Source organism: Cognatiluteimonas profundi (genome assembly GCF_009792795.1).
GTDB lineage: Bacteria > Pseudomonadota > Gammaproteobacteria > Xanthomonadales > Xanthomonadaceae > Cognatiluteimonas > Cognatiluteimonas profundi.
Map to the genome: position 1 here is coordinate 405,959 of NZ_VKHQ01000003.1, position 20,827 is coordinate 426,785.

Here is a 20,827-nt window from a genome sequence, read left to right on the forward strand (position 1 = left end):
CGCGATGATCGCAGCACGCCCGGAACGGCCCAGGCACTCGCGCCAGCCTCGTTTCATCACTCGACCCTGAACGATTCACTCGCCAACGCCATCACGCGACAACATCACTGGATACCGGCATGAGCACGATCTTCCACAATCCCCGCTGCTCCAAGTCGCGCTCTGCGCTGGAACTGCTGCGCGAACGCGGCGTCAATCCGGACATCCGCGACTACCTGCAGCAGCCGCCGTCGATCGCCGAGCTGCAGGCTCTCCTGCACAAACTCGGCACCGACGCGCGCAGCCTGCTGCGCACCGGCGAAGCGGAATACACCGCGCTGGGGCTGGACGATCCATCACTCGATGATGTCGCCCTGCTGGCAGCGATGGCATCGCATCCCCGATTGATCGAGCGCCCGATCTTCATCGATGGCGCACGCGCCATCATCGGTCGACCGCCCGAGCGCGTGCTCGAGCTGCTCGACTAACGCGACTTGCTGCCGCGCAGCGACTGCACGCGCGTCGGTGGCGCGAAGGAATCGCTGCGCGCATCCGGCCAGAAGCTGCGGAACACCGCATGTTCCGGCAGGCCATGCAGCAGCTCGCCTGGCGCCAGGAATCGATACACGCTGGCGAGCGAACCCACGTGCGTGGGCGAAACGCGTCGCAGGATGTGTTCGGGGCCCAGCTCCGATGGATGCTCGAGACCCGCGGCGCACAGCAGGTCGCGCAGCGCATGCAGCGTGCTCTGGTGGAACTGGAAGACGCGCGTCGCCTTGTCGGGGACGTCCAGGGATTTCCAGCGGCGTGGATCCTGGGTCGCGATGCCGGTCGGGCAGCGATCGGTGTGGCAGTTCTGCGACTGGATGCAGCCCAGGGCGAACATGAAACCGCGGGCCGCGTTGCACCAGTCGGCGCCGAGCGCGAGCGTGCGCGCGACATCGAATGCACTGGTGATCTTTCCCGCCGCGCCGATCCGGACCCTGTCGCGCAGGTCCAGGCCCACGAGGGTGTTGTGGACCAGCATCAGCGCCTCGTGCATCGGAACGCCGACGTGGTCGACGAACTCCGCGGGCGCCGCGCCGGTGCCGCCTTCGGCGCCGTCGACGACGATGAAGTCCGGCAGGATGCCGGTTTCGTGCATCGCCTTGGCGACCGCGAACCATTCCCAGGGATGGCCGATCGCCAGCTTGAATCCGGTCGGCTTGCCGCCCGACAGATGGCGCAGCCGCGCGACGAATTCGAGCAATCCAACGGGCGTGGAGAATTCGGAATGGCGTGCCGGTGAGATGCAGTCCTGCCCCACCGCGACGCCGCGCGTCGCGGCGATCTCGGCGCTGACCTTGGCGGCCGGCAACACGCCGCCGTGCCCGGGCTTGGCCCCTTGCGACAGCTTGATCTCGATCATCCGCACCTGTTCGGTGCGCGCGCTTTCGGCAAAGCGTGCTTCGTCGAAGCGACCTTCCGCGTCGCGGCAACCGAAGTACCCGGAGCCGATTTCCCAGACCAGGTCGCCGCCATTCTCGCGGTGGTAGGGCGAGATCGAACCTTCGCCCGTGTCGTGATGGAAACCGCCGCGCCTGGCCCCGGCATTCAACGCGCGGATCGCGTTGGCCGACAGCGCGCCAAAGCTCATCGCCGAGATGTTGAAGACACTGGCGTCGTATGGCTGGGCGGCCAGGTTGCCGACCCGCACCCGGAAATCATGCGAGGCAATGGCGCTCGGCACGATCGAATGGTTGATCCACTCGTAGTCGGTGCGGTAGACGTCGTGCTCGGTACCGAACGGCACGACATCCATGACGCCCTTCGCGCGCTGGTAGACGAGCGCGCGCTGCTGGCGCGAGAACGGCGCCTCCTCGGTGTCCTTCTCGATGAAGTACTGGCGGATCTCCGGCCCGATCGACTCGAGTCCGTACCGCAGGTGCGCCAGCAGCGGATAGATCCGGCGCAGGGTGCTGTCGCGCTGCAGGACGTCGATCGTCCCCACCAGCGCAAGCAGACCGAAGACAAGCACGCCCCACCACCATAGCTGCCCGAACTGCAACTCCCACACCGACAGCAGCGTGGCGATGACACTGGCGATGTAGGCGAGGTAGCGGATCATGCTGGCTGGCGTGCTGCGGGGCGCTGCGCCTACAGGCGCGCGTCGACCGCGTCCTTGGGGAAGATCCCCTTGATGTCGTAGATCACCGCGCGCCCGTTGGCCAGGCGCCGCAATCCCTCGACGCCCATCGCGCGGAATTCGTCATGCGCCACCGCGACGACGATGGCGTCATAGGCGCCAGCCTCCGGCGCCTGCGACAGCAACTGCACGCCGTATTCCTGCGCGGCGACGGCTGGATCGGCCCAGGGATCGTGGATGTCGACGATCGCGCCGTAATCGCTGAACTCGCGCGCCAGGTCGATCACGCGGGTATTGCGCAGGTCCGGGCAGTTCTCCTTGAAGGTGATGCCGAGCAGCAGGATGCGCGCGCCGGAGACGGTGGCGCCGCGCTGGATCATCAGCTTGATGACTTCCGCGGCGATGTGCTGGCCCATGGCGTCGTTGATGCGCCGGCATGCGAGCAGGATGTCGGGGTAGTAACCGGCCGATTGCGCTTTCTGGATCAGGTAGTACGGATCCACGCCGATGCAGTGCCCGCCGACGAGGCCCGGGCGGAACGGCAGGAAGTTCCACTTGGTCCCGGCGGCTTCGAGCACCTCGTTGGTGTCGATGCCCAGCCGGTGGAAGATCAGCGCGAACTCGTTGATCAGTGCGATGTTGGCGTCGCGCTGGGTGTTCTCGACGACCTTGGCCGCCTCGGCCACCTTCAGGCTCGATGCCTTGTGCGTGCCGGCGGTGATGATGGTCCGATACAGCGCATCGACGACATCGGCGGCTTCCGGCGTGGAGCCTGAAGTGACCTTGGGGATGTCGACGAGGCGGCGCTTGCGGTCGCCCGGATTGATGCGCTCCGGGCTGTACCCGACGAAGAAATCCGTGTTGAACGACTTGCCGGACGCGCGCTCGAGTTCCGGCACGCAGATCTCCTCCGTGGCCCCCGGATAGACGGTCGACTCGTAGATCACCAGGTCGCCGTGCCCGAGCACGCCGCCGATGCTGCGGCTTGCCTGGATCAGCGGGCTGAAGTCGGGACTCTTGTGCTCGTTGATCGGCGTGGGCACGGTGACGATGTACACATTGCAGTCGCGCAGGTCGTCGAATGCGCTGGTCAGGCGCAGGCGGGTGGCCGCTGCCAGTTCGTCCACCTCGACCTCGCGGTTGCGATCGACGCCGCCGTTGCGCAGGCTCGTGATCCGCGAAGCATCGATGTCGTAGCCGACCGTGTCGTAGAGCTTGCCGAACTCGATCGCGAGCGGCAGCCCGACATATCCCAGTCCGATCACGCCGATGCGTGTGCTGGCCAGATCCCGCATGCCCATCCCCTGCCGGTGGTGCCTGGGGCGGGACTCGAACCCGCAAGGCCTTGCGGCCGGCGGATTTTAAGTCCGCTGCGTCTACCGGTTTCGCCACCCAGGCGTGGCGCAATGGTGCCCCAAGCGCGGCACAAACAGAAATCCCGGCCAAGGCCGGGATTCGTGCGTGCTGTTGCGATGGAGGCCGAGGTCGGAATTGAACCGGCGTACGCGGATTTGCAGTCCGCTGCATAACCACTCTGCCACCCGGCCGGTGGTCTTGTCGCAAGGCTGTCGCACACAGCCTGCGAATTCAATGGCGGATACGAAAAAGCCCCGGCAGGCCGAGGCTTTCGCTGCCGGCACTGGAACCGCCGGCATGCCGCTTGGCGGCGTATCACCACACAATCTGGAGCGGGAAACGAGACTCGAACTCGCGACCCCGACCTTGGCAAGGTCGTGCTCTACCAACTGAGCTATTCCCGCGCTGAGCCGGCAATTTTACTGTCCGGGGCTGGACTGTCAACCACCAGTCGCTCACCGGCGCTGAGAACGGGCCACGCGGCACGCAGATATTCATATCCGGACCACAAGGTGAGCAGCGCCGCGATGGCCAGCAGCCAGTCTCCGATGTGGAATACCAACATGCCCATCCATGGCATCGGATGCGGTGGGCGCGCGGGATTGATCGCATACAGCAGGCACAGCAACGCGACCATCTGCGCGATCGTCTTGATCTTGCCGACGGTGGCGACGGACACGCGGGCGCGCTGGCCAAGCTCGGCCATCCATTCGCGCAGGGCCGAGACGGCGATTTCACGGCCGACGATCACCGCAGCCCACAAGGCCATCCATGCGGTCGGATGGCCCTGGACGATCAGGAACAGCGCGGTCGCGACCATCAGCTTGTCCGCGACCGGGTCCAGGAAGGCACCGAACGCCGAGTACTGCCCATAGCGGCGGGCGATCGCACCGTCGAGCCAGTCGGTGAGGGCGGCGAGGCCGAACACCGCGGCGGCGGCGAAATTGGTCCAGTTGTAGGGCAGGTAGAACACCACCACGAGCACCGGGATCATCACGATCCGCAGCAGGGTCAGCATCGTCGGCACGGTCAACTTCATGTCTGGCTACTGGCGTCCTGTTCGCTGGCCCCCGCCCCGGGCAATCCATGGAGACTGGCGTAGATGCGCTCGGCAAGGGCGGCGTTGATGCCTTCGACGCGGGCGATCTCTTCCGCGCCGGCTGACTTCAGGCCACCCAATCCCCCGAAATGCCGCAACAGGTTAGCGCGTCGGCGGGGGCCGATGCCCGGAATATCTTCCAGCCGGCTGGTGTTGCGTGCTTTCTGGCGCCGACCGCGGTGGCCGGTGATCGCGAACCGGTGGGCCTCGTCGCGCACCTGCTGGATGAGTTGGAGGCCGGGCGATTCGGGCCCGGGGCGGATCTCGCGGCCGTCGGCCAGCAGCAGGGCTTCATGCCCGGCGCGCCTGCCCTCGCCTTTTGCCACGCCGACCAGGGTGATCCCGTCGATGCCGAGGTCCGACAGCACGCTGCGCGCCTGCGCGACCTGCCCTGCCCCGCCATCGATCAGCAGCACGTCGGGCAGGACGCCGTTGTCCTCGACGGCGCGCCGGAAACGCCGTTCCAGCGCCTGGTGCATGGCGGCATAGTCGTCGCCCGGCTCGATCCCCGCGATGTTGTATCGCCGGTACTGCCCGCGCACCGGTCCGTTGCCGTCGAAGACGACGCACGAGGCGACGGTGGCCTCGCCCATGGTGTGGCTGATGTCGAAGCACTCCATGCGCGATGGCAGGTCGGCCACGCCAAGCAGCTCGCGCACCGACTCCAGCCGCGCCTGTTGCGTGGCCTGGCTGCCCAGTTCGGTCGCCAGCGCCAGCTCGGCGTTGCGCCGCGCCAGGTCGAGGTAACCGGCGCGCTCGCCGCGCACGCTGCACTTGACGACGATGCGCTTGCCGGCCGCGGCCGACAACGCGGCCTGCAACAGCTCCCGGTCCTCGATGTCGCGGTCGAGCACGATCTCGCCCGGTGGCGGTTGCTCGGCGTAGTACTGCGACACGAAGGCGGACAACACTTCGGCGGGGTTGTCGACGCCGTTGGTGCGTGGATGGAACGCGCGCGTGCCGAGGTTGCGGCCGTCGCGGAACGCGAGCAGCAGGACGCAGGCACGCGTGCCCTGCATCGCGCAGGCCAGGACATCCAGGTCGGCGGCCCGCCCATCGACATACTGCCGCGCCTGCAGCTTGCGGATCGCGCCGATCAGGTCGCGCACGCGCGCGGCTTCCTCGAAATCCAGGCGCTCGCTGGCGGCGGCCATCGACTGCTCGAGCTCGCTGGCGAGCTCGTCGCTGCGGCCATCGAGGAACAGGCCGACGCGACGCACGGCCTCGTTGTATTCGCGGGCGGGAACCAGTCCGACGCACGGCGCGCTGCAACGACCGATCTGGTACTGCAGGCAGGGCCGCGAGCGGTTGCGGAAGACGCTGTCCTCGCAACTGCGCAGCCGGAACAGGCGGTGCATCAGGTTGAGCGTCTCGCGCACCGCGCCGACGCCGGGATACGGGCCGAAGTAACGGCCGGGGATCGCCCGCGCGCCGCGATGCATCGCCAGGCGCGGCCACGCCTCCTGCGTGAGCAGCACGAAGGGATAGCTCTTGTCGTCGCGCAACAGCACGTTGTAGCGCGGATGCGTCGACTTGATCAGCTGGTTTTCCAGCAGCAGCGCCTCGGCCTCGGTCCGCGTGACGGTAACTTCCATCCGCGCGACCTGGGCGAGCATCGCCAGCGTCCTGGCGGGCTTGGGCGTGTTGCTGAAATAGCTGGCGACGCGCTTGCGCAGGGCACCGGCCTTTCCGACGTAGAGCACGCTGTCGTCGGCCGCGAACATCCGGTACACGCCGGGCGCGGTGCTGAGGCTTCGGACGAAGGCCTTGCCGTCGAATGTCGGGGGCGGCGATGCGGTCATCGGCCCTGGCGACCCGCGTGCAGTGCAGGGTGAACGCGACCAGCCATCCTTCCGCCGAATTGCGGACATGCCATGGCGGCCATGGGTCGCTTCCCGAAGGCCGTCACGATGTCGCCCCGCTCAGGCACGTCCGTTCACGGCAAGATGCCGTTCGGCCTGGGCGAGATCCGCTTCGGTATCCACGCCTGGCGGGAAGTCTTCCGGCGAAATCGCCACCATGATCCGCATCCCGGCCTCGAGCGCGCGCAGTTGCTCGAGCGATTCGACCTGCTCGAGCCTGCCGGGCGGCAAGGCGGCGAAACGCTGCAGCGTGCTGGCCCGATACCCGTAGATGCCGATATGCCGCAACCACGGGCCATCCGCCGGAAGCGCCGCGCGATCGGCCGCGAACGCATCACGCGCCCACGGCACCGGCGCACGGCTGAAGTAGAGCGCATGGCCACTGTCGTCGCGCACGACCTTGACCACGTGTGGATCGAACAACTGTTCGATCGTCATGATGCTGGTCGCCAGCGTGCTCATGTCGGCGCTGGAATCATGGAGCGACGCCGCAACGGCGCGGATGCCGGCAGCTGGTGCGAATGGTTCATCGCCCTGCAGGTTGACGATGATCGTCTCGCCAGCCCAGCCGGCGATCCGGGCGCACTCGGCGATGCGGTCGCTGCCGGATGCGTGGTCGCCGGATGTCATCGCGACGCGCACACCGCTGTCGGCCAATGCATCGGCGATGCGCTGGTCGTCGGCCGCGACCCACACCTCGCGTGCGCCAGCCAGCAACGCGCGGCGCGCGACATGCCGGATCATCGGCTCGCCGCCGAGCAGGCGCAGCGGCTTTCCGGGCAAGCGCGTGGCCTGCAGGCGCGCGGGGATCGCCACGACGAAATCCATGCTCATGCCCTGGCCTCCCTGGCGGCCGCCACGCGCGCGAGCAACGCGACCCAGAAGGACTCCGGCAGTTCGGCGCGGATCGGCACGGTGTAGTGCCGGGGGCCCGCGAACGCCGCGCATTTCACTGCGTCCTTCTCGGTCATCAGCACCGGCAGGTCGCTGCCGAACTGGAAATCCGCGGCGACGTAGCGATGATGATCGGCAAACGCGTGCGGCACGACGGCGATGCCGCGCAAACGCAACATCGAGAAGAAGCGTTCGGGGTCGCCGATGCCGGCCACCGCATGCACGCGTTGACCGGCGAAGGCCGTGAGCGGCTGCGCGCGCCCGCCAAGCACCGGCACCGCGCAATCGCCCAGCAGGCGCATCGGCCATTCGCCAAAACCGGTCTCGGTGTCGGTGGGTTCTCCGCTCGGTAGATTGACCACGCGGAAGTCGCATTCGGCACCGCGCGCGACCGGCTCGCGCAGCGGGCCGGCGGGCAGGACCAAGCCGTTGCCATAGCGCCGACGACCGTCGATCACCTCGATTTCGACATCGCGCGCCAGGGCGTAGTGCTGCAGGCCGTCGTCGCAGACAACCACGTCGCAGCCAGACGCGGCGAGTGCCTTCGCCGCCGCGACCCGGTTGCGGTCCGCGCGGACTTTGCACCCCGTCCGTCGCGCGATGAGGACGGGCTCGTCGCCACCGATCAAGGCATCGGTGCTGGCGTCGACCCACATCGCGCTTGCCGGATTCGCGCGGCCGTAACCGCGCGTCGCGACACCGGGGTTCCAACCCTTCGCGCACAGCCGCTCGACGACTTCGATCGTGAGCGGCGTCTTGCCGCTGCCGCCGGCGATCAGGTTTCCGACGACGACCACCGGCACCCCCACGCGCGCGCGGCGCAGCAATCCGGCCTTGTACAGGGCGCGTCGCGCGCCGACCGCCGCGCCGTACGCGGCCGACACCATCTGCGCGCCAAGCGGCGGCGCACCATCGCCGTACCACCATGACGGTGCCTTGCGTGCGCCCGTCATGCAGTACCCGGCTCGCGGAACTGGATCCCGTGCAGGTGGGAATACAAGCCGCCGCGTGCCAGCAACTCGGCATGCGTGCCCTGCTCGACCAGGCGCCCGTGATCGAGTACGAGCACCTGGTCGGCGTGTTCGATGGTGGACAAGCGATGCGCGATGACCAGCGTGGTGCGGTCCGGCATCAGATGCGTCAATGCGTCCTGCACCAGTCGCTCGGACTCGGTATCCAGCGCCGCGGTCGCCTCGTCGAGGATCAGGATGGGTGCGTCGCGCAGGATGGCCCGCGCGATCGCCAGGCGTTGCCGCTGGCCGCCGGACAGCAGGGCGCCGTTCTCGCCGATGGGCGTGGCGAGCTTGCGTGGCAGGCGTTCGATGAACTCCCAGGCATTCGCAGCTTCGGCCGCCTTGCGCAGCTGGTCTTCGTCCGCGTCGCTGGCGTAGGCGATGTTGGCGGCGACACTGTCGTCGAAGAGCATGACGCGCTGCCCGACCAGCGCGATCTGCCGGCGCAGGTCGGCCAGTCGATAATCGCCCAGCGGCACGCCGTCCAGCAGGATGCGTCCGGACGAGGGTTCGTAGAACCGCGGCACCAGGCGCACGAGGCTGGTCTTGCCGCTGCCGGAACGGCCGACGATGGCGGTGACCGTGCCCGGTCGCGCGGTGAAACTGATGTCCTGCAGCGCCATCGCGTCATGGCGCGGATAGGCCAGCGAGACGCGGTCGAAGACGAGTTCGCCACGCGCGCGTGCCAGCGTGCGCGTGCCGTAATCGGCTTCCTCGACGTCATCGAGCACGGCAAACAGGCGTTCGGCCGCCGCGACGCCACGACCGATGATCGCCTGGACGTTGGTGATGCGACGCAGCGACGGGATGATGCCCATCATCGCCGTCATCAGCTGCACGAATTCGCCGGCATTCAGCCGGCCCTGCAGCGCCTCGCGCGTCGCGACCCAGACGATCGCGGCCAACGCGAACGCGGCCAGCATCTGCACCAGCGCCGAACTGCCTGCGCGCGTGGCCTCGACCTTCATGTTCAGGCGCAGCATGCGGTTGGCCAGGCGGGAATAGCGCGACAGCTCGAACGGCTGCGCGCCGTGCACCTTGACGTCCTGCTGCGCGGACAACGACTGCTCGGCACTTTGCGCCAGCGCGCCCATGCCATCCTGGATTCCGCCGCTGATCTTGCGATAGCGTTTTCCAACCGACCACACCAGCACGCCAATCAGCGGCGCGATGAAGACCATCGCCAGCGTCACCTTGACGCTCACCCACAACATGATGGCGAACAGGTAGGCGATGGTGAGGCCGTCGGTGACGATGGTCTTGGCGGCATCGGTGCTCGCCTGCGTCACCTGCTCGGTGTCGAAGTTGAGCCGGCTGACCATCGCCGGCACGGATTCGAGATCGAAATGCGAACTGGGAAGACGCAGGTATTTGCCAAGGACGTCCTCGCGCAGGTCGCGCACGACGCTGCGCCCGGCCCGTGCCATGCCGTAGTCGCTGACGAAGGTCGCGAATCCGCGCAGGACGAACAGCCCGACGATGGCCAGCGGCAGCAGCACCGCCATGTCCGGCTTGGGATGCACGAAGCCGTCGTTGACCAGCGGCTTCATCAGCTGCACGAAGGCGCCGCCGGCAAGCGCCTCGACGACCATGCCGACGGTGGCGGCCAGCAGCAGCGGCCAGTAACGGGCAGACAGCCCCAGCAGGCGCCGGTAGATCGGCCAGGCCGGCGGGTGTTCGGCGGCGGTGCCGCTCACCGTTTGGCCTCGGGCGCGGTGCCGATGGCGATGCGACGGAAGCCCAACTGGCCCAACGCGTCGAGCGCGGTCACCACCGACTGGTGCGGCGTGCGTGCATCGGCGCGCAGCAGGACGCTGCGGTCGCGATCGGCCCCCGCGACTTCGGCAATGGTGCGCTTCAGGGATTCGACGTCGGTGCGCAAGGCTTCGCGATCGCCGACGAAGTAGCGGCCATCGGCGCTGACCAGCACGCTCAATGCCTTGGATTGCGCTTCGGCCGGCTGCCCGTCGGCGCGCGGGAGTTGCAGCTTGAGCACCGAGCGCGCATCGAACGTCGTGGTGATCACGAAGAAGATGATCAGGCACAGGACGACGTCGATCAGCGGAATCAGGTTGATTTCCGGCTCGTCGTCCTTGCGGTGGTCGCGGATGCGCATGCTGCCTGGATCAGGTCGCGTCGACTGGCGGCGTGATCCCCATGGCGCCGGGTGCCACGCGGGCCGAGGCCGGACGTGTGTCGAGCGTGTCCAGCAACTGGATCGCCTCGTGCTCCATGTCGACGATGTATCCGGCGATGCGGCCGCGGAAGTAGCGGTGGAACATCAGCGCCGGGATCGCGACGATCATGCCGGTGGCGGTGCACACCAGCGCCTTGCCGATGCCGCCGGCCAGCTGGCTGACGTCGCCCAGTCCATGGTCGAGGATGCCGAGGAACATCTGGATCATGCCGACCACGGTGCCGAACAGGCCCAGCAATGGTCCGGCCGCGGCGATGGTGCCCAGGGTGTTGAGGTAGCGCTCCATGCGGTGCACGAGGTGCCTGCCGACGTCCTCGATGCGTTCGCGGACCTGGTCGCGCGGACGGTTGCGGACGTCCAGTGCGGCGGCAAGCAGCGCGCCGAGCGGGGAATTCTGTCGCAGGGATTCGATATGCGCGGGATCGAGGTTGCCGCGCGCGGCCCACGCCCTGACTTCGGCGCCCAGGTTGTGTGGCAATACCGTCTGCCGCCGCAGCGACCAGAAGCGCTCGATGATGATCGCCAGGCCAACCGCCGACAGCAGCAACAGCGGGATCATCGGCCATCCGCCCGCCTTCACCAGTTCCAGCACGCAACCCTCCCTCTGGATGACCGCAACGTCGCGTCATTCCTCTGGATAGGATAGCCCAGCACCGCCCGGATGCCGGCGCGCTGCATCCCACAATCGAGGCCAGGACTGGCGGCGCAACTGCAGGCCGATGCCTGCCCCGCCAAACTGAACCCGCTGCGCACCGGTATCCATCGTCGTGAGCACGGTGGCCCCGGCCTCCCGCCAGCGCGCGACGGCATCCGGGCTCGGGTGGTGGTAGCGGTTGGCGTAACCCGCCGATATCAGCGCATACCGCGCGCCGGTGGCGTTCACGAAGGTTGGATCCGACGATCCCTTGCTGCCGTGGTGTGCGACGACGACGATCTCCGCGCGCACGTCCGCCGCTCCGCGACGCAGCAGGTCGCGTTCGACGACCTGGTCGATGTCCGCCGCGAGCAATGCCGCGCCGTGCGCGGTTTCGATCCGCAGCACGCAACCGGCGTTGTTCCCCAGGTACGGGAAATACAGCGGCGGGTGCAGGAACCGGAAGCGCACCCCGTCCCACTGCCAACTCCTCCCCGCAAGGCATGGCCGGCCGTTCGGCAACGGCGGCGCGCCATCCGGCGTCAATGCCAATGCGGGCGGAAACACGCGGGCGACGGCTGGAAAGCCACCGGCATGGTCGTTGTCGCCGTGGCTGACGATCGCCATGTCCAGCCTGCGCACACCCAGCGCGTGCAGCGCCGGCACGCCGACGCGCTGCCCGGCGTCGAAGCCATCCTGGATCGCCGGCCCCATGTCGTACAGAAGGACGTGATGTGCGGTGCGAACGACGACCGACAGGCCCTGGCCCACGTCGAGCACGACCAGTTCCGCTTGCCCTTGAATCGGGATGTGGCGGTCGGGCCACAGCAATGGCAGCCACAACAGCAATGCCAGCGACTTGCCCGGCACGCCGCGTGGAAGCAGCAACCAGAACCCGCCGATCAAGGCCAGCGGCAACGCAGACCAGGCCGATTCCGGCAGCCACCACAGCGCCAGCGGACTATCCGCCAACCACGCGAACACCGGCCAGGCCAGGTCGAACATCCACGCCGCAAGCCGCCAGCACCAGGCGCCAAGGCCTGCATGCAAAGCCTCCAGACCCGTGCCCACCAGCGCCAGTGGAACCACCACCAGGCTCCACCACGGAATGGCGATGAGGTTCGCAATTGGGCCAGCCAGCGATGCCTGCCCGAACAGCACCACGCCCAGTGGCAGCAGCCCGACGGTTGCCACCGCCTGCGCGCCGAAGAACTCGCGCAGCATCGAGCGCCATGACTTGTCGGTGTCGCGTGGCAGGCACCACAGCAACCACGCCACGCCGGCGAAGCTGAGCCAGAATCCGGCCGCCAGCAGCGACAGCGGATCGACCAGCAGCATGACCAGCATGGCCAGCGCGAGCACGTCCACCGTGCGCGGCGATCGTCGCAGCAGCTTGGCAAGGACCACGACGGCGATCATCAGCGCGGTGCGCACGGTCGGCAGCGCGAAGCCGGCGACCGCGGCATAACCCACCGCGCCCACGAGGCCTGCGGCCGCCGCAGCCTGCTGTCGCGGCAACCGGCGCCCTAGTGCCGGGAACAGCCGCCACACCATTCCGGCAAGCAACGCGAGGAAGCCGGCGACCATGCCGACGTGGAATCCGGAAATCGCGATCAGGTGGGTGACGCCGACGGCACGCAGGCTGTCCCAGTCGGTGTCGAGGATTCCGCGCGTGTCGCCAAGCGCCAAGGCGCGCACGAAGCGCGACGACGGCGCGGGGACCGCAGCTGCGATCCGTGCCGACATGCGCTCACGCCATGCATCCAGGCCCGACGACGGCGTGAGCTGGCGCGCGGAATCGGCATCGCGCAGGTAGCCGGTGGCGGCGATGCGATCGGCCAGCGCCTGCTTTTCGCTGTCGAATCCTCCCGGATTCCGCAGGCCGCGCGGCGCACGCAACTTCACCGTCATCTGCCAGCGGCTGCCGGCATGCAGGCCGAAGCGTGGCGAAGGGGCTGGCTCGATGTCGCCATTGCCCGCGGCCAGGCGCTGCTGCTTCTGGTCCTCGTACCAGGTCAGTTGCAGCCGCTTTCCGGCCAGTTGGGCGGGACCGCGATCGACGCGCAACTTGAAGCGCGTCCCGCGGGGATCGTGCTGCGGCAGGTCGATCACGCGCCCGCTGATCGCGATGTCGCGCTGCTCCAGCGATGGCGGCAGTTGCGCCGCCAGCGTCCATGACGCATGCAGACCGGCCAGCCCGAATCCCACCAGGAACACGCCAGCGCAGCGGGCGACGGCTGGCCAGCGGCATCGGGGGAAATTCCATGCACCCAGCCCGACCACCAGCGACAGGGCCAGCCATGGCCACGGCGGCAGTCGCGGAAGCAGCAGGCACGCACCTGCGCCGGCCAGCAATGCCAGCGCCGATACGGGAAGTCCTGTCGATCCGGTTGCGGGCGGCGTCCTTGCCGCGTCGATCATCGTCCTTACACCTCGCTGGCTGGCAGCTCCCGCAGCTTGCCCTCGTGCAACTCCAGGACCCGGTCCAGGCGTCGCGCAAGGCGACGATCATGGGTGACCAGGACCAGGCTGGTTTTCTTCGCGCGATTCAGTTCGAGCATGATCTCGAACACCGTCGCTGCGGTCTTTTCGTCGAGATTGCCGGTGGGCTCATCGCCGAGCACGCAGGCCGGTGTGTTGACCAATGCGCGCGCGACAGCGGCGCGCTGGCGCTCACCGCCGGACAATTCGCCGGGCTTGTGTTCGAGCCGATGCCCGAGCCCGACCGATTCGAGGAGGGACTGGGCCGACCGCGACGCCTCCGCCACGCTGCTGCCACCGAGCAGGACCGGCAACATGACGTTTTCCAGCGCGGTGAATTCCGGCAGCAGGTGATGGAACTGGTAGACGAAGCCCAGTGCGCGGTTGCGCAACTTGCCGCGCGCCGCGTCGGACAGCGCACTCATCTTCTGCCCGGTGACGTAGACCTCTCCCCCCGTCGGCGTGTCGAGCCCACCGAGCAGGTGCAGCAGGGTGCTCTTGCCGGCGCCCGATGCGCCGAGGATGGCCACCGTCTCACCGGAATCCACGCTGACGTCCAGGCCATCGAATACCGGCGTGTGCAGCTTGCCTTCCGCGTAGGTCTTGGCCAGGCCTTCGCAATGGATGACCGTTCCACGCGGGCGCATCGTGTCATTCATAGCGAAGCGCCTCGGCTGGTGCCGTCCGGGCTGCGCGCCACGCCGGATAGATGGTGGCAAGGAACGCCATCGCGAGCGCCACGAGGGCAATGATGGTGACGTCGCTCGGCTCCAGCTGGGTCGGCAGGCCGGTGATGTAGTAGACGTCTTCGGGCATCAACTGCACGCCGAGCACCGCTTCGATCGCGCGCAGGATGCGGTCGAGGTTCAAGGTCAGCAGCACGCCTCCCAGGACGCCGAGGACGGTGCCGATCACGCCGATCAGCGTGCCCTGCACCATGAACACCTGCATGACGCCGCGTGGCGTCAGCCCCAGCGTGCGCAGGATGGCGATGTCGGCCTGCTTGTCGGTCACCAGCATCACCTGCGAGGACACCAGGTTGAAGGCGCCCATGGCGATGATCAGCGACAGCAGGATCGCCATCATCGTTTTCTCCAGCTTGAGCGCCCGGAACATGTTCGCGTTGTCGCTGGTCCAGTCGCTGACGCGATACGGACCCTTCAGCCGCAAGGCAAGGTCGCGGGCGACGTCGAAGGCCAGGTCCATGTCATGCAGCTTCAGGCGGACACCGGTGACGCCGTCGCCCATCCGCAGCAGCCGCTGCGCATCCTTGAGGTTCACCACCGCCAGCCCGCGATCGTATTCCTGGTAACCGGCAACGAAGAGCCCGCTGACGTGGAATCGCTTGAGCTGCGGAATCGCGCCCAGCGGTGTCGCCTGGAAGTCGGTGGTGACGATGACGCTGTCGCCGACGCCGACGCCCAGCCACGTGGCCAGTTCCTGTCCGAGCACGATGTTGAAGCTTCCTGGTGCCAAGTCGGTCAGCCTGCCCTGCACCATCTTCTCCGCCAGCACCGACACCTTGCCCTCCTCGGCCGGCATCACGCCGCGCACGATGGCCGGCTGTCGACGCGGGCCGCTCAACAGCGCCTGTGTCTCGATGTAGGGCGCCGCGCCAGCGACGCGCGGATCGCGGTACGCCTCGGTGACGGCCTGGCGCCAGTTCAACATGACGTCGCCGTCGGCACTGACGGTCGCATGCGCGGCCATCTGCAGCATCCGATCGCGGATCTCGCGCTGGAATCCGCTCATGACCGCCAGCGTCGTGATCAGGGCGGCCACGCCAATCGCGATGCCCAGGATCGAGGCCATCGAAATGAAGGAGATGAAGCCATTGCGGCGCTTGGCGCGCAGGTAGCGCAGGCCGATGGAAACGGGAATGGGTTTGAACATGGGTTCGGATCGACCAGGCAGCGGCTATGGTGCCATCGATGCGGCGGCACCGGCACTGCTGGCGGCGGCAAGCTTCAGCTCCCGTCGGGACTGCGTCGGCAGCGTATCGCCCCACCAGGCCAGGCGCCGGACCCTGCCGTCACGATCGCGCCACTGCAGGAAGGCCAGCGGACCGCGCCAGCGCAGCACCGCTTCGTCAATCGACAGGCCATCGACCTGCGGCGCCCCCTCGAAGGGCCATACCAGCTGTCGCAACGGTTGCCGCGACTCGCGCCAGGCCAGCCAGGCGCCATGGCACAGCGACATCAACGCCAACGGTGCCGCGGCCATGCGCGGCATCTCACTGGCCAGCACCGAACACGCGCCCAGCGCACCAAGCACGATCAAGACGACGATGAGCCATCGCGAAGGCCGCCACTCAAGGCGGCAGGGTGCGCAGTCGCTGGACGAGCGAATCGAGTTCGGCATCGGATGGAGTTTCGTGGCCAAGGAACCAGCGCCAGAGCCTATCGTCTTCGCAATCCAGCAACCGTAGGAAAACGCCCCGCTCCGCGTCGGACGCGCTCGCCCATTCGCGGTCGAGCCATCGCGTGAGCAGCTGGTCGAGTTCGCGCATGCCGCGCCTGCAGCGCCATCGCAGCCGGCGCAACTCGGTCGCGTCGTCGCTCATCCCGCGAGCAGGTCGACGGCGACGATGCCCCGGAGTGCCCACAACGCGAGGTCGCCGATCGCCTGGATCATCCCCGCCTTGCCAGCATCATCTGCTTGATTTCGCCGATCGCCCGCGCCGGGTTCAATCCCTTCGGGCAGGTGCGCGTGCAGTTCATGATGGTGTGGCAGCGATAGAGCTTGAACGGGTCTTCGAGGTCGTCGAGGCGCTCGCCGGTGTCCTCGTCGCGAGAATCCATGAGCCAGCGGTGCGCCTGCAACAGGATGGCCGGACCCAGGTAGCGGTCGCCATTCCACCAGTAGCTCGGGCACGCGGTGGAACAGCACGCGCACAGGATGCATTCGTAGAGTCCATCGAGCTTGGCCCGGTCCTCCTTCGACTGCAGGCGTTCGCGATCCGGCGGCGGTGCGGTCTGGGTGCGGATCCAGGGCTTGATCGAGGCGTACTGCGCGTAGAACTGGGTGAGGTCGGGAACCAGGTCCTTGACCACCGGCATGTGCGGCAGCGGATAGATCGGCACCGCCTTCTTGCCAGCGCAGTCGGCGATGGCCCTGGTGCAGGCCAGGGTATTGGTGCCGTCGATGTTCATCGCGCACGAGCCGCAGATGCCTTCGCGGCAGGAGCGGCGGAACGTCAGCGTCGGGTCGACCTCGTTCTTGATCTTGATCAGCGCGTCCAGGACCATCGGCCCGCACGCATCGAGATCGACTTCGTAGGTATCCACGCTCGGGTTGCGCCCGTCGTCGGGATTCCAGCGATAGACCTTGAATTCGCGCACGCTCTTGGCGCCGGCAGGCGCGGGGAAGCGGCGACCGGGCTGGATCCTGGAGTTCTTCGGAAGGGTGAATTCGGCCACTGTCTGCAGTCCCGTCAGTAAACGCGCGGCTTGGGCGGAACGACGGCGACGTCGTCATCCAGCGTGTACAGGTGCACGGGGCGATAGTCGATCCGCGTGGAACCGTCGTCGCCGACCCAGCACAGGCTGTGTTTCATCCAGTTGGTGTCGTCGCGATCCGGGAAATCCTCGCGCGCATGCGCGCCACGCGACTCGGTGCGGTTCTGCGCCGACACGATCGTCGCCAGCGCCTGTCCGAGCAGGTTCTGCAGCTCCAGCGTCTCGACCAGGTCGGAGTTCCACACCATCGATCGATCGCTGACGCGCACGTCGGCGAAGGACGCATGGATGTCGCGCACCTTGCGCACGCCCTGGTCCAAAGTCTCGCCGGTGCGGAACACGGCCGCATCCAGTTGCATGGTGCGCTGCATGTTGTCGCGGATGACCGCGGTTGGCGTGCCGCCGTTGGCATTGCGCAGCCGGTCCAGGTTGCCCAGCGCGGCGTCGCAGGCATCGCCGGGAAGCGTCGTGTGGTTCTGGCCCGGGCGGATCGTCTCGCCACAGCGGTTCGCCACCGCGCGACCGAACACGACCAGGTCGAGCAGCGAATTGGAACCCAGCCGGTTGGCGCCATGCACCGACACGCAGGCCGCCTCGCCGATCGCGTAGAGGCCCGGGACAACCTCGTCCGGATTCCCGTTGCGCAACTGCACGACTTCGCCGTGGTAGTTGGTCGGGATGCCGCCCATGTTGTAGTGCACGGTCGGAATCACCGGAATGGGCTGGCGGGTGACATCGACGTTGGCGAAGATCCGCGCGCTTTCGGCGATGCCGGGCAGCTTTTCGTGGATGTCCTTCGGATCCAGGTGGGTCAGGTCGAGGTTGATGTGGTCCTTGTGCTCGCCGACGCCGCGACCCTCGCGGATCTCGATGGTCATCGAGCGCGACACGACATCGCGCGACGCAAGATCCTTGGCGTTGGGTGCGTAGCGCTCCATGAAGCGCTCGCCCGACGCATTGCGAAGGATGCCGCCTTCGCCGCGCACGCCCTCGGTGATGAGCACGCCGGCGCCATACACGCCAGTGGGATGGAACTGCACGAATTCCATGTCCTGCAGGCCAAGGCCGGCGCGCAGTGCCATTCCGCCGCCGTCGCCGGTGCAGGTATGCGCCGACGTGGCCGAGAAATACGCGCGTCCGTAACCGCCGGTCGCCAGCACCGTGCCGTGCGAACGGAACAGGTGCAGCGACCCTTCGGCCATGTCCAGCGCCAGCACGCCGCGGCAGACGCCGGCGCTGTCCATGATCAGGTCGAGCGCGAAATATTCGACGAAGAACCGCGCTTCATGCTTGAGCGATTGCTGGTAGAGCGTGTGCAGGATCGCGTGGCCGGTGCGGTCGGCCGCGGCACAGGTCCGCTGCGCGGTGCCCTTGCCGTACTCCGTGGTCATGCCACCGAAGGGGCGCTGGTAGATGCGGCCGTCTTCCGTCCGCGAAAACGGGACGCCCTGGTGCTCGAGTTCGATGACGGCGGGTATCGCCTCGCGGCACATGTACTCGATCGCGTCCTGGTCGCCGAGCCAGTCGGAGCCCTTGATGGTGTCGTAGAAGTGGTAGCGCCAGTCGTCCGGCCCCATGTTGGCCAAAGCCGCGGAGATGCCACCCTGCGCGGCGACGGTATGCGAGCGCGTCGGGAAGACCTTGGTGATGCAGGCAGTCGACAGGCCTTTCTGCGCCAGGCCGAAGGTCGCCCGCAACCCGGCGCCACCGGCGCCGACCACGACCATGTCGTACTTGTGTTCGGTGATCTTGTAAGCGCTGGTCATTGGCCTGGATTCAACTCGAATAGGGAACGGCGGTCATGGCGATATGCGCCACCGCGTACAGCGAAGCCAGCGCCGCCAGCGCGCACACCAGGGTGACCAGCACCTGCAGCGTGACTTCGATCCAGCGGACGTGGACGTAATCCTCGATCACGACCTGCATGCCGAGCTTGGCGTGCCAGAAACCGGCGATGAGGAATGCCGACAATGCGATGGCATTCCAGGGCCGGGCGACGGCGTCGCGGGCGGTTCCGACGTCGGCACCGACGAACGACACCAGCAGCCCCACCAGCCACGGAGCCAGGAGGAGCAACACGATCGCCGTGAGGCGCTGCCGCCACCAGTGGCCGACGCCTGATTTCGCCGAGCCGAGCCCGCGCACGCGCTTGAGTGGCGTGCGGTAATCCGGTCGCGGCGTGCGTTCCGGCGTGCCGGCCGTGCCGATATTGCTCATGCGTGGGCTCCGAAAACCGCAAACCAGATCGCGGCGGTGAAGACGACGCTCAGGACCGCGACGGCCCAGCCGGACCGGTAGGTGTCGTCGATCTCGAAGCCCCAGCCCATGTCCCAAAGCAGGTGACGCACGCCGTTGAGCAGGTGATAGACCAGCGCCAGCGAGACCGCGAACAGCACGATCAAGCCAAGCGGTGATGCCAGCAGGTGCGCGGCGCGTGCGTAGCGATCGCCACCGGCGTCCAGCGCCAGCAGCCACCAGGCCATGCCCAGCGCGCCGAATGTCAGCAGGATGCCGGCGGCGCGATGCAGGATGGACATCACCGTGGTGAGCTGCGGGCGATACACCTGGAGGTGCGGTGACAGGGGCCGTTCGCGGAGCGCCATCGTGCGGCTCATCCTTGCAGTTGGTTGCGACGCGAAGGCCGCACGAATCAGAAATCGATGCAGCGTCCGTTCTTTTCCCAGTCGCCATAGCGGGTGGGATCCAGGCCCGGGCGACCACCGAATTCCTGCGCGGTATCCGCAGCCGGTGGCTGCGACGCATCGGGGACCGGCGCCTGCGGCACGTCGGGAATCGAAGCGGTATCGCCTATCATCTTGGGATTCACAGCCCGCCAAGTCTAAGTCCGCAGCCGATGTCCGACAACCCGCAGCCTGTTCCGGACGACTTCTTCGCCCTGCCCGACCATCGCGTGCTGATGTTGGGCGGGCGTGATGCCATCGCCTTCGCGCAGGCACAGTTCATGAACGACCTTGCCACGCTGGCGCCAGGCCACTGGCAATGGAGTGGCTGGCTGACGCCCAAGGGGCGGCTGATCGCATTGTTCGCGCTGATCGTGTTCGACGCCGAATCCGTGCAGCTGGTGCTTCCGGATGCCGATCCGGCCGAGCTGGCCACGCAATTGCGGCGCTACGTGTTTCGCAGCCGTGTCGACATCACCGTCCGCGATGATCTCTTCGTCGGTGGCGCATTCGCCCGGCAGGACGCAGCCGGCAACGCGATCCAGCGGCTGTCGCCTGGTGAGATCGCACTGGACGTCGGCGGTGACGCATCGCCGCGCACCCTGCGGATCGGCAGTACGCAGGCACGGTCGGATCCGGCAGCGGTTGCGCTCTGGAAAGCCGTCGACCTGACGCATGGCCTGCCCAGATTGCCGCCATCCCAGTCCGCGCAGTGGACCCCGCAGCAACTCTCGCTGGACCGACTGCGCGCCTACAGCGTCAAGAAGGGCTGCTATCCGGGCCAGGAAATCGTTGCGCGCACGCACTTCCTCGGCCAATCCAAGCGCGGCCTGGCGTTGTTCGACGCCGACACGATGATCCCGGACGACGCCGACGTGAGCGATGGCGGGCAGGTGCTGGGCAAGGTCGTCAGCATCGTCCCGCACGGCGCCGGAGTACGACTGCTGGCCGTGCTTCCGCCGTCCCGCGGTGTCACCACGCTGTCGGCGGACGGTTCGGCCTTGCGCGAGCAGCCCTTCAGCGACGGGCTTGCGCGCTGAGACGAACT

21 protein-coding genes and 3 tRNA genes are annotated in these 20,827 nt (G+C 67.6%); 2 read left to right on the top strand and 22 right to left on the bottom strand.

Features of this window, described 5'->3' with window-relative positions; all coding sequences use genetic code 11:
* Nucleotides 1-119: 119 nt before the first annotated feature.
* Nucleotides 120-467, top strand: a complete 348-nt coding sequence (arsC, locus tag GST15_RS03825; protein ID WP_159015924.1) for an arsenate reductase (glutaredoxin) — start codon at nucleotides 120-122, stop codon at nucleotides 465-467.
* On the opposite strand, the gene GST15_RS03830 is transcribed toward arsC, so the two are convergent.
* From GST15_RS03830 to GST15_RS03935, 22 genes are all read right to left on the bottom strand, one after another.
* A complete protein-coding gene (locus tag GST15_RS03830; protein ID WP_159015925.1) occupies nucleotides 464-2,086 on the bottom strand; it encodes an FMN-binding glutamate synthase family protein in 1,623 nt (540 codons plus the stop codon). The genes arsC and GST15_RS03830 overlap by 4 nt on opposite strands.
* A 29-nt stretch (nucleotides 2,087-2,115) precedes the next feature.
* Complete coding sequence (locus tag GST15_RS03835; RefSeq protein ID WP_159015926.1) at nucleotides 2,116-3,399, bottom strand: nucleotide sugar dehydrogenase; 1,284 nt, start codon at nucleotides 3,397-3,399, stop codon at nucleotides 2,116-2,118.
* Nucleotides 3,400-3,415: 16 nt separating this feature from the next.
* Nucleotides 3,416-3,502, bottom strand: a tRNA-Leu gene (locus tag GST15_RS03840).
* Nucleotides 3,503-3,577: 75 nt separating this feature from the next.
* Nucleotides 3,578-3,651, bottom strand: a tRNA-Cys gene (locus GST15_RS03845).
* Nucleotides 3,652-3,788: 137 nt separating this feature from the next.
* Nucleotides 3,789-3,864: transfer RNA gene (locus GST15_RS03850), tRNA-Gly, on the bottom strand.
* A complete protein-coding gene (gene pgsA, locus GST15_RS03855; protein ID WP_159015927.1) occupies nucleotides 3,855-4,499 on the bottom strand; it encodes a CDP-diacylglycerol--glycerol-3-phosphate 3-phosphatidyltransferase in 645 nt (214 codons plus the stop codon). Before pgsA ends, GST15_RS03850 begins: the two co-directional genes overlap by 10 nt.
* A complete protein-coding gene (gene uvrC / locus GST15_RS03860; RefSeq protein ID WP_159015928.1) occupies nucleotides 4,496-6,361 on the bottom strand; it encodes an excinuclease ABC subunit UvrC in 1,866 nt (621 codons plus the stop codon). The genes pgsA and uvrC overlap by 4 nt, the downstream gene beginning before the upstream one ends.
* A gap of 120 nt (nucleotides 6,362-6,481) precedes the next feature.
* Nucleotides 6,482-7,255, bottom strand: coding sequence for a 3-deoxy-manno-octulosonate cytidylyltransferase (kdsB, locus tag GST15_RS03865; RefSeq protein WP_159015929.1), 774 nt, complete (start codon nucleotides 7,253-7,255; stop codon nucleotides 6,482-6,484).
* Nucleotides 7,252-8,268: a tetraacyldisaccharide 4'-kinase gene (gene lpxK / locus GST15_RS03870; protein ID WP_159015930.1), complete on the bottom strand. Its 1,017-nt coding sequence runs from the start codon at nucleotides 8,266-8,268 to the stop codon at nucleotides 7,252-7,254. The genes kdsB and lpxK overlap by 4 nt, the downstream gene beginning before the upstream one ends.
* The gene (msbA, locus tag GST15_RS03875) at nucleotides 8,265-10,025 is read right to left on the bottom strand and encodes a lipid A export permease/ATP-binding protein MsbA (protein ID WP_159015931.1); all 1,761 of its coding nucleotides are present in this window, start codon (nucleotides 10,023-10,025) and stop codon (nucleotides 8,265-8,267) included. The genes lpxK and msbA overlap by 4 nt, the downstream gene beginning before the upstream one ends.
* The gene (locus tag GST15_RS03880; RefSeq protein WP_159015932.1) at nucleotides 10,022-10,444 is read right to left on the bottom strand and encodes an ExbD/TolR family protein; all 423 of its coding nucleotides are present in this window, start codon (nucleotides 10,442-10,444) and stop codon (nucleotides 10,022-10,024) included. The genes msbA and GST15_RS03880 overlap by 4 nt, the downstream gene beginning before the upstream one ends.
* A gap of 10 nt (nucleotides 10,445-10,454) precedes the next feature.
* A complete protein-coding gene (locus GST15_RS03885; protein ID WP_159015933.1) occupies nucleotides 10,455-11,117 on the bottom strand; it encodes a MotA/TolQ/ExbB proton channel family protein in 663 nt (220 codons plus the stop codon).
* A 33-nt stretch (nucleotides 11,118-11,150) separates the two neighbouring features.
* Nucleotides 11,151-13,580 (bottom strand): DNA internalization-related competence protein ComEC/Rec2, encoded by a 2,430-nt coding sequence (locus GST15_RS03890; RefSeq protein ID WP_159015934.1) that lies wholly within the window; start codon nucleotides 13,578-13,580, stop codon nucleotides 11,151-11,153.
* 5 nt (nucleotides 13,581-13,585) lie between these two features.
* On the bottom strand, nucleotides 13,586-14,287 hold the full coding sequence (lolD, locus tag GST15_RS03895; RefSeq protein WP_159015935.1) for a lipoprotein-releasing ABC transporter ATP-binding protein LolD: 702 nt from the start codon (nucleotides 14,285-14,287) through the stop codon (nucleotides 13,586-13,588).
* A gap of 4 nt (nucleotides 14,288-14,291) precedes the next feature.
* Nucleotides 14,292-15,533 (bottom strand): lipoprotein-releasing ABC transporter permease subunit, encoded by a 1,242-nt coding sequence (locus tag GST15_RS03900; RefSeq protein WP_159015936.1) that lies wholly within the window; start codon nucleotides 15,531-15,533, stop codon nucleotides 14,292-14,294.
* A gap of 24 nt (nucleotides 15,534-15,557) precedes the next feature.
* Nucleotides 15,558-15,914 (bottom strand): hypothetical protein, encoded by a 357-nt coding sequence (locus GST15_RS03905; protein WP_233263074.1) that lies wholly within the window; start codon nucleotides 15,912-15,914, stop codon nucleotides 15,558-15,560.
* Nucleotides 15,915-15,951: 37 nt separating this feature from the next.
* The gene (locus GST15_RS03910; protein WP_159015938.1) at nucleotides 15,952-16,203 is read right to left on the bottom strand and encodes an FAD assembly factor SdhE; all 252 of its coding nucleotides are present in this window, start codon (nucleotides 16,201-16,203) and stop codon (nucleotides 15,952-15,954) included.
* Nucleotides 16,204-16,270: 67 nt separating this feature from the next.
* On the bottom strand, nucleotides 16,271-17,059 hold the full coding sequence (locus tag GST15_RS03915; protein ID WP_159015939.1) for a succinate dehydrogenase iron-sulfur subunit: 789 nt from the start codon (nucleotides 17,057-17,059) through the stop codon (nucleotides 16,271-16,273).
* A 14-nt stretch (nucleotides 17,060-17,073) separates the two neighbouring features.
* A complete protein-coding gene (sdhA, locus tag GST15_RS03920; RefSeq protein WP_159015940.1) occupies nucleotides 17,074-18,864 on the bottom strand; it encodes a succinate dehydrogenase flavoprotein subunit in 1,791 nt (596 codons plus the stop codon).
* Nucleotides 18,865-18,874: 10 nt separating this feature from the next.
* The gene (sdhD, locus tag GST15_RS03925) at nucleotides 18,875-19,315 is read right to left on the bottom strand and encodes a succinate dehydrogenase, hydrophobic membrane anchor protein (RefSeq protein ID WP_159015941.1); all 441 of its coding nucleotides are present in this window, start codon (nucleotides 19,313-19,315) and stop codon (nucleotides 18,875-18,877) included.
* The gene (gene sdhC / locus GST15_RS03930) at nucleotides 19,312-19,701 is read right to left on the bottom strand and encodes a succinate dehydrogenase, cytochrome b556 subunit (RefSeq protein ID WP_159015942.1); all 390 of its coding nucleotides are present in this window, start codon (nucleotides 19,699-19,701) and stop codon (nucleotides 19,312-19,314) included. Before sdhC ends, sdhD begins: the two co-directional genes overlap by 4 nt.
* A gap of 47 nt (nucleotides 19,702-19,748) precedes the next feature.
* Nucleotides 19,749-19,913, bottom strand: coding sequence for a DUF1674 domain-containing protein (locus GST15_RS03935; protein WP_159015943.1), 165 nt, complete (start codon nucleotides 19,911-19,913; stop codon nucleotides 19,749-19,751).
* A gap of 39 nt (nucleotides 19,914-19,952) precedes the next feature.
* Between GST15_RS03935 and ygfZ the strand changes: the two genes are divergently transcribed.
* On the top strand, nucleotides 19,953-20,819 hold the full coding sequence (ygfZ, locus tag GST15_RS03940) for a CAF17-like 4Fe-4S cluster assembly/insertion protein YgfZ (RefSeq protein ID WP_159015944.1): 867 nt from the start codon (nucleotides 19,953-19,955) through the stop codon (nucleotides 20,817-20,819).
* Nucleotides 20,820-20,827: the final 8 nt, after the last annotated feature.

Excerpts from the sequence above, each read along its gene's own strand:
- arsC (WP_159015924.1), top strand. The coding sequence starts at position 120 with ATGAGCACGATCTTCCACAATCCCCGCTGCTCCAAGTCGCGCTCTGCG.
- GST15_RS03830 (WP_159015925.1), bottom strand. The coding sequence starts at position 2,086 with ATGATCCGCTACCTCGCCTACATCGCCAGTGTCATCGCCACGCTGCTG.
- GST15_RS03835 (WP_159015926.1), bottom strand. The coding sequence starts at position 3,399 with ATGCGGGATCTGGCCAGCACACGCATCGGCGTGATCGGACTGGGATAT.
- pgsA (WP_159015927.1), bottom strand. The coding sequence starts at position 4,499 with ATGAAGTTGACCGTGCCGACGATGCTGACCCTGCTGCGGATCGTGATG.
- uvrC (WP_159015928.1), bottom strand. The coding sequence starts at position 6,361 with ATGACCGCATCGCCGCCCCCGACATTCGACGGCAAGGCCTTCGTCCGA.
- kdsB (WP_159015929.1), bottom strand. The coding sequence starts at position 7,255 with ATGAGCATGGATTTCGTCGTGGCGATCCCCGCGCGCCTGCAGGCCACG.
- lpxK (WP_159015930.1), bottom strand. The coding sequence starts at position 8,268 with ATGACGGGCGCACGCAAGGCACCGTCATGGTGGTACGGCGATGGTGCG.
- GST15_RS03880 (WP_159015932.1), bottom strand. The coding sequence starts at position 10,444 with ATGCGCATCCGCGACCACCGCAAGGACGACGAGCCGGAAATCAACCTG.
- GST15_RS03890 (WP_159015934.1), bottom strand. The coding sequence starts at position 13,580 with ATGATCGACGCGGCAAGGACGCCGCCCGCAACCGGATCGACAGGACTT.
- lolD (WP_159015935.1), bottom strand. The coding sequence starts at position 14,287 with ATGCGCCCGCGTGGAACGGTCATCCATTGCGAAGGCCTGGCCAAGACC.
- GST15_RS03900 (WP_159015936.1), bottom strand. The coding sequence starts at position 15,533 with ATGTTCAAACCCATTCCCGTTTCCATCGGCCTGCGCTACCTGCGCGCC.
- GST15_RS03910 (WP_159015938.1), bottom strand. The coding sequence starts at position 16,203 with ATGAGCGACGACGCGACCGAGTTGCGCCGGCTGCGATGGCGCTGCAGG.
- sdhA (WP_159015940.1), bottom strand. The coding sequence starts at position 18,864 with ATGACCAGCGCTTACAAGATCACCGAACACAAGTACGACATGGTCGTG.
- sdhD (WP_159015941.1), bottom strand. The coding sequence starts at position 19,315 with ATGAGCAATATCGGCACGGCCGGCACGCCGGAACGCACGCCGCGACCG.
- sdhC (WP_159015942.1), bottom strand. The coding sequence starts at position 19,701 with ATGGCGCTCCGCGAACGGCCCCTGTCACCGCACCTCCAGGTGTATCGC.
- GST15_RS03935 (WP_159015943.1), bottom strand. The coding sequence starts at position 19,913 with ATGATAGGCGATACCGCTTCGATTCCCGACGTGCCGCAGGCGCCGGTC.
- ygfZ (WP_159015944.1), top strand. The coding sequence starts at position 19,953 with ATGTCCGACAACCCGCAGCCTGTTCCGGACGACTTCTTCGCCCTGCCC.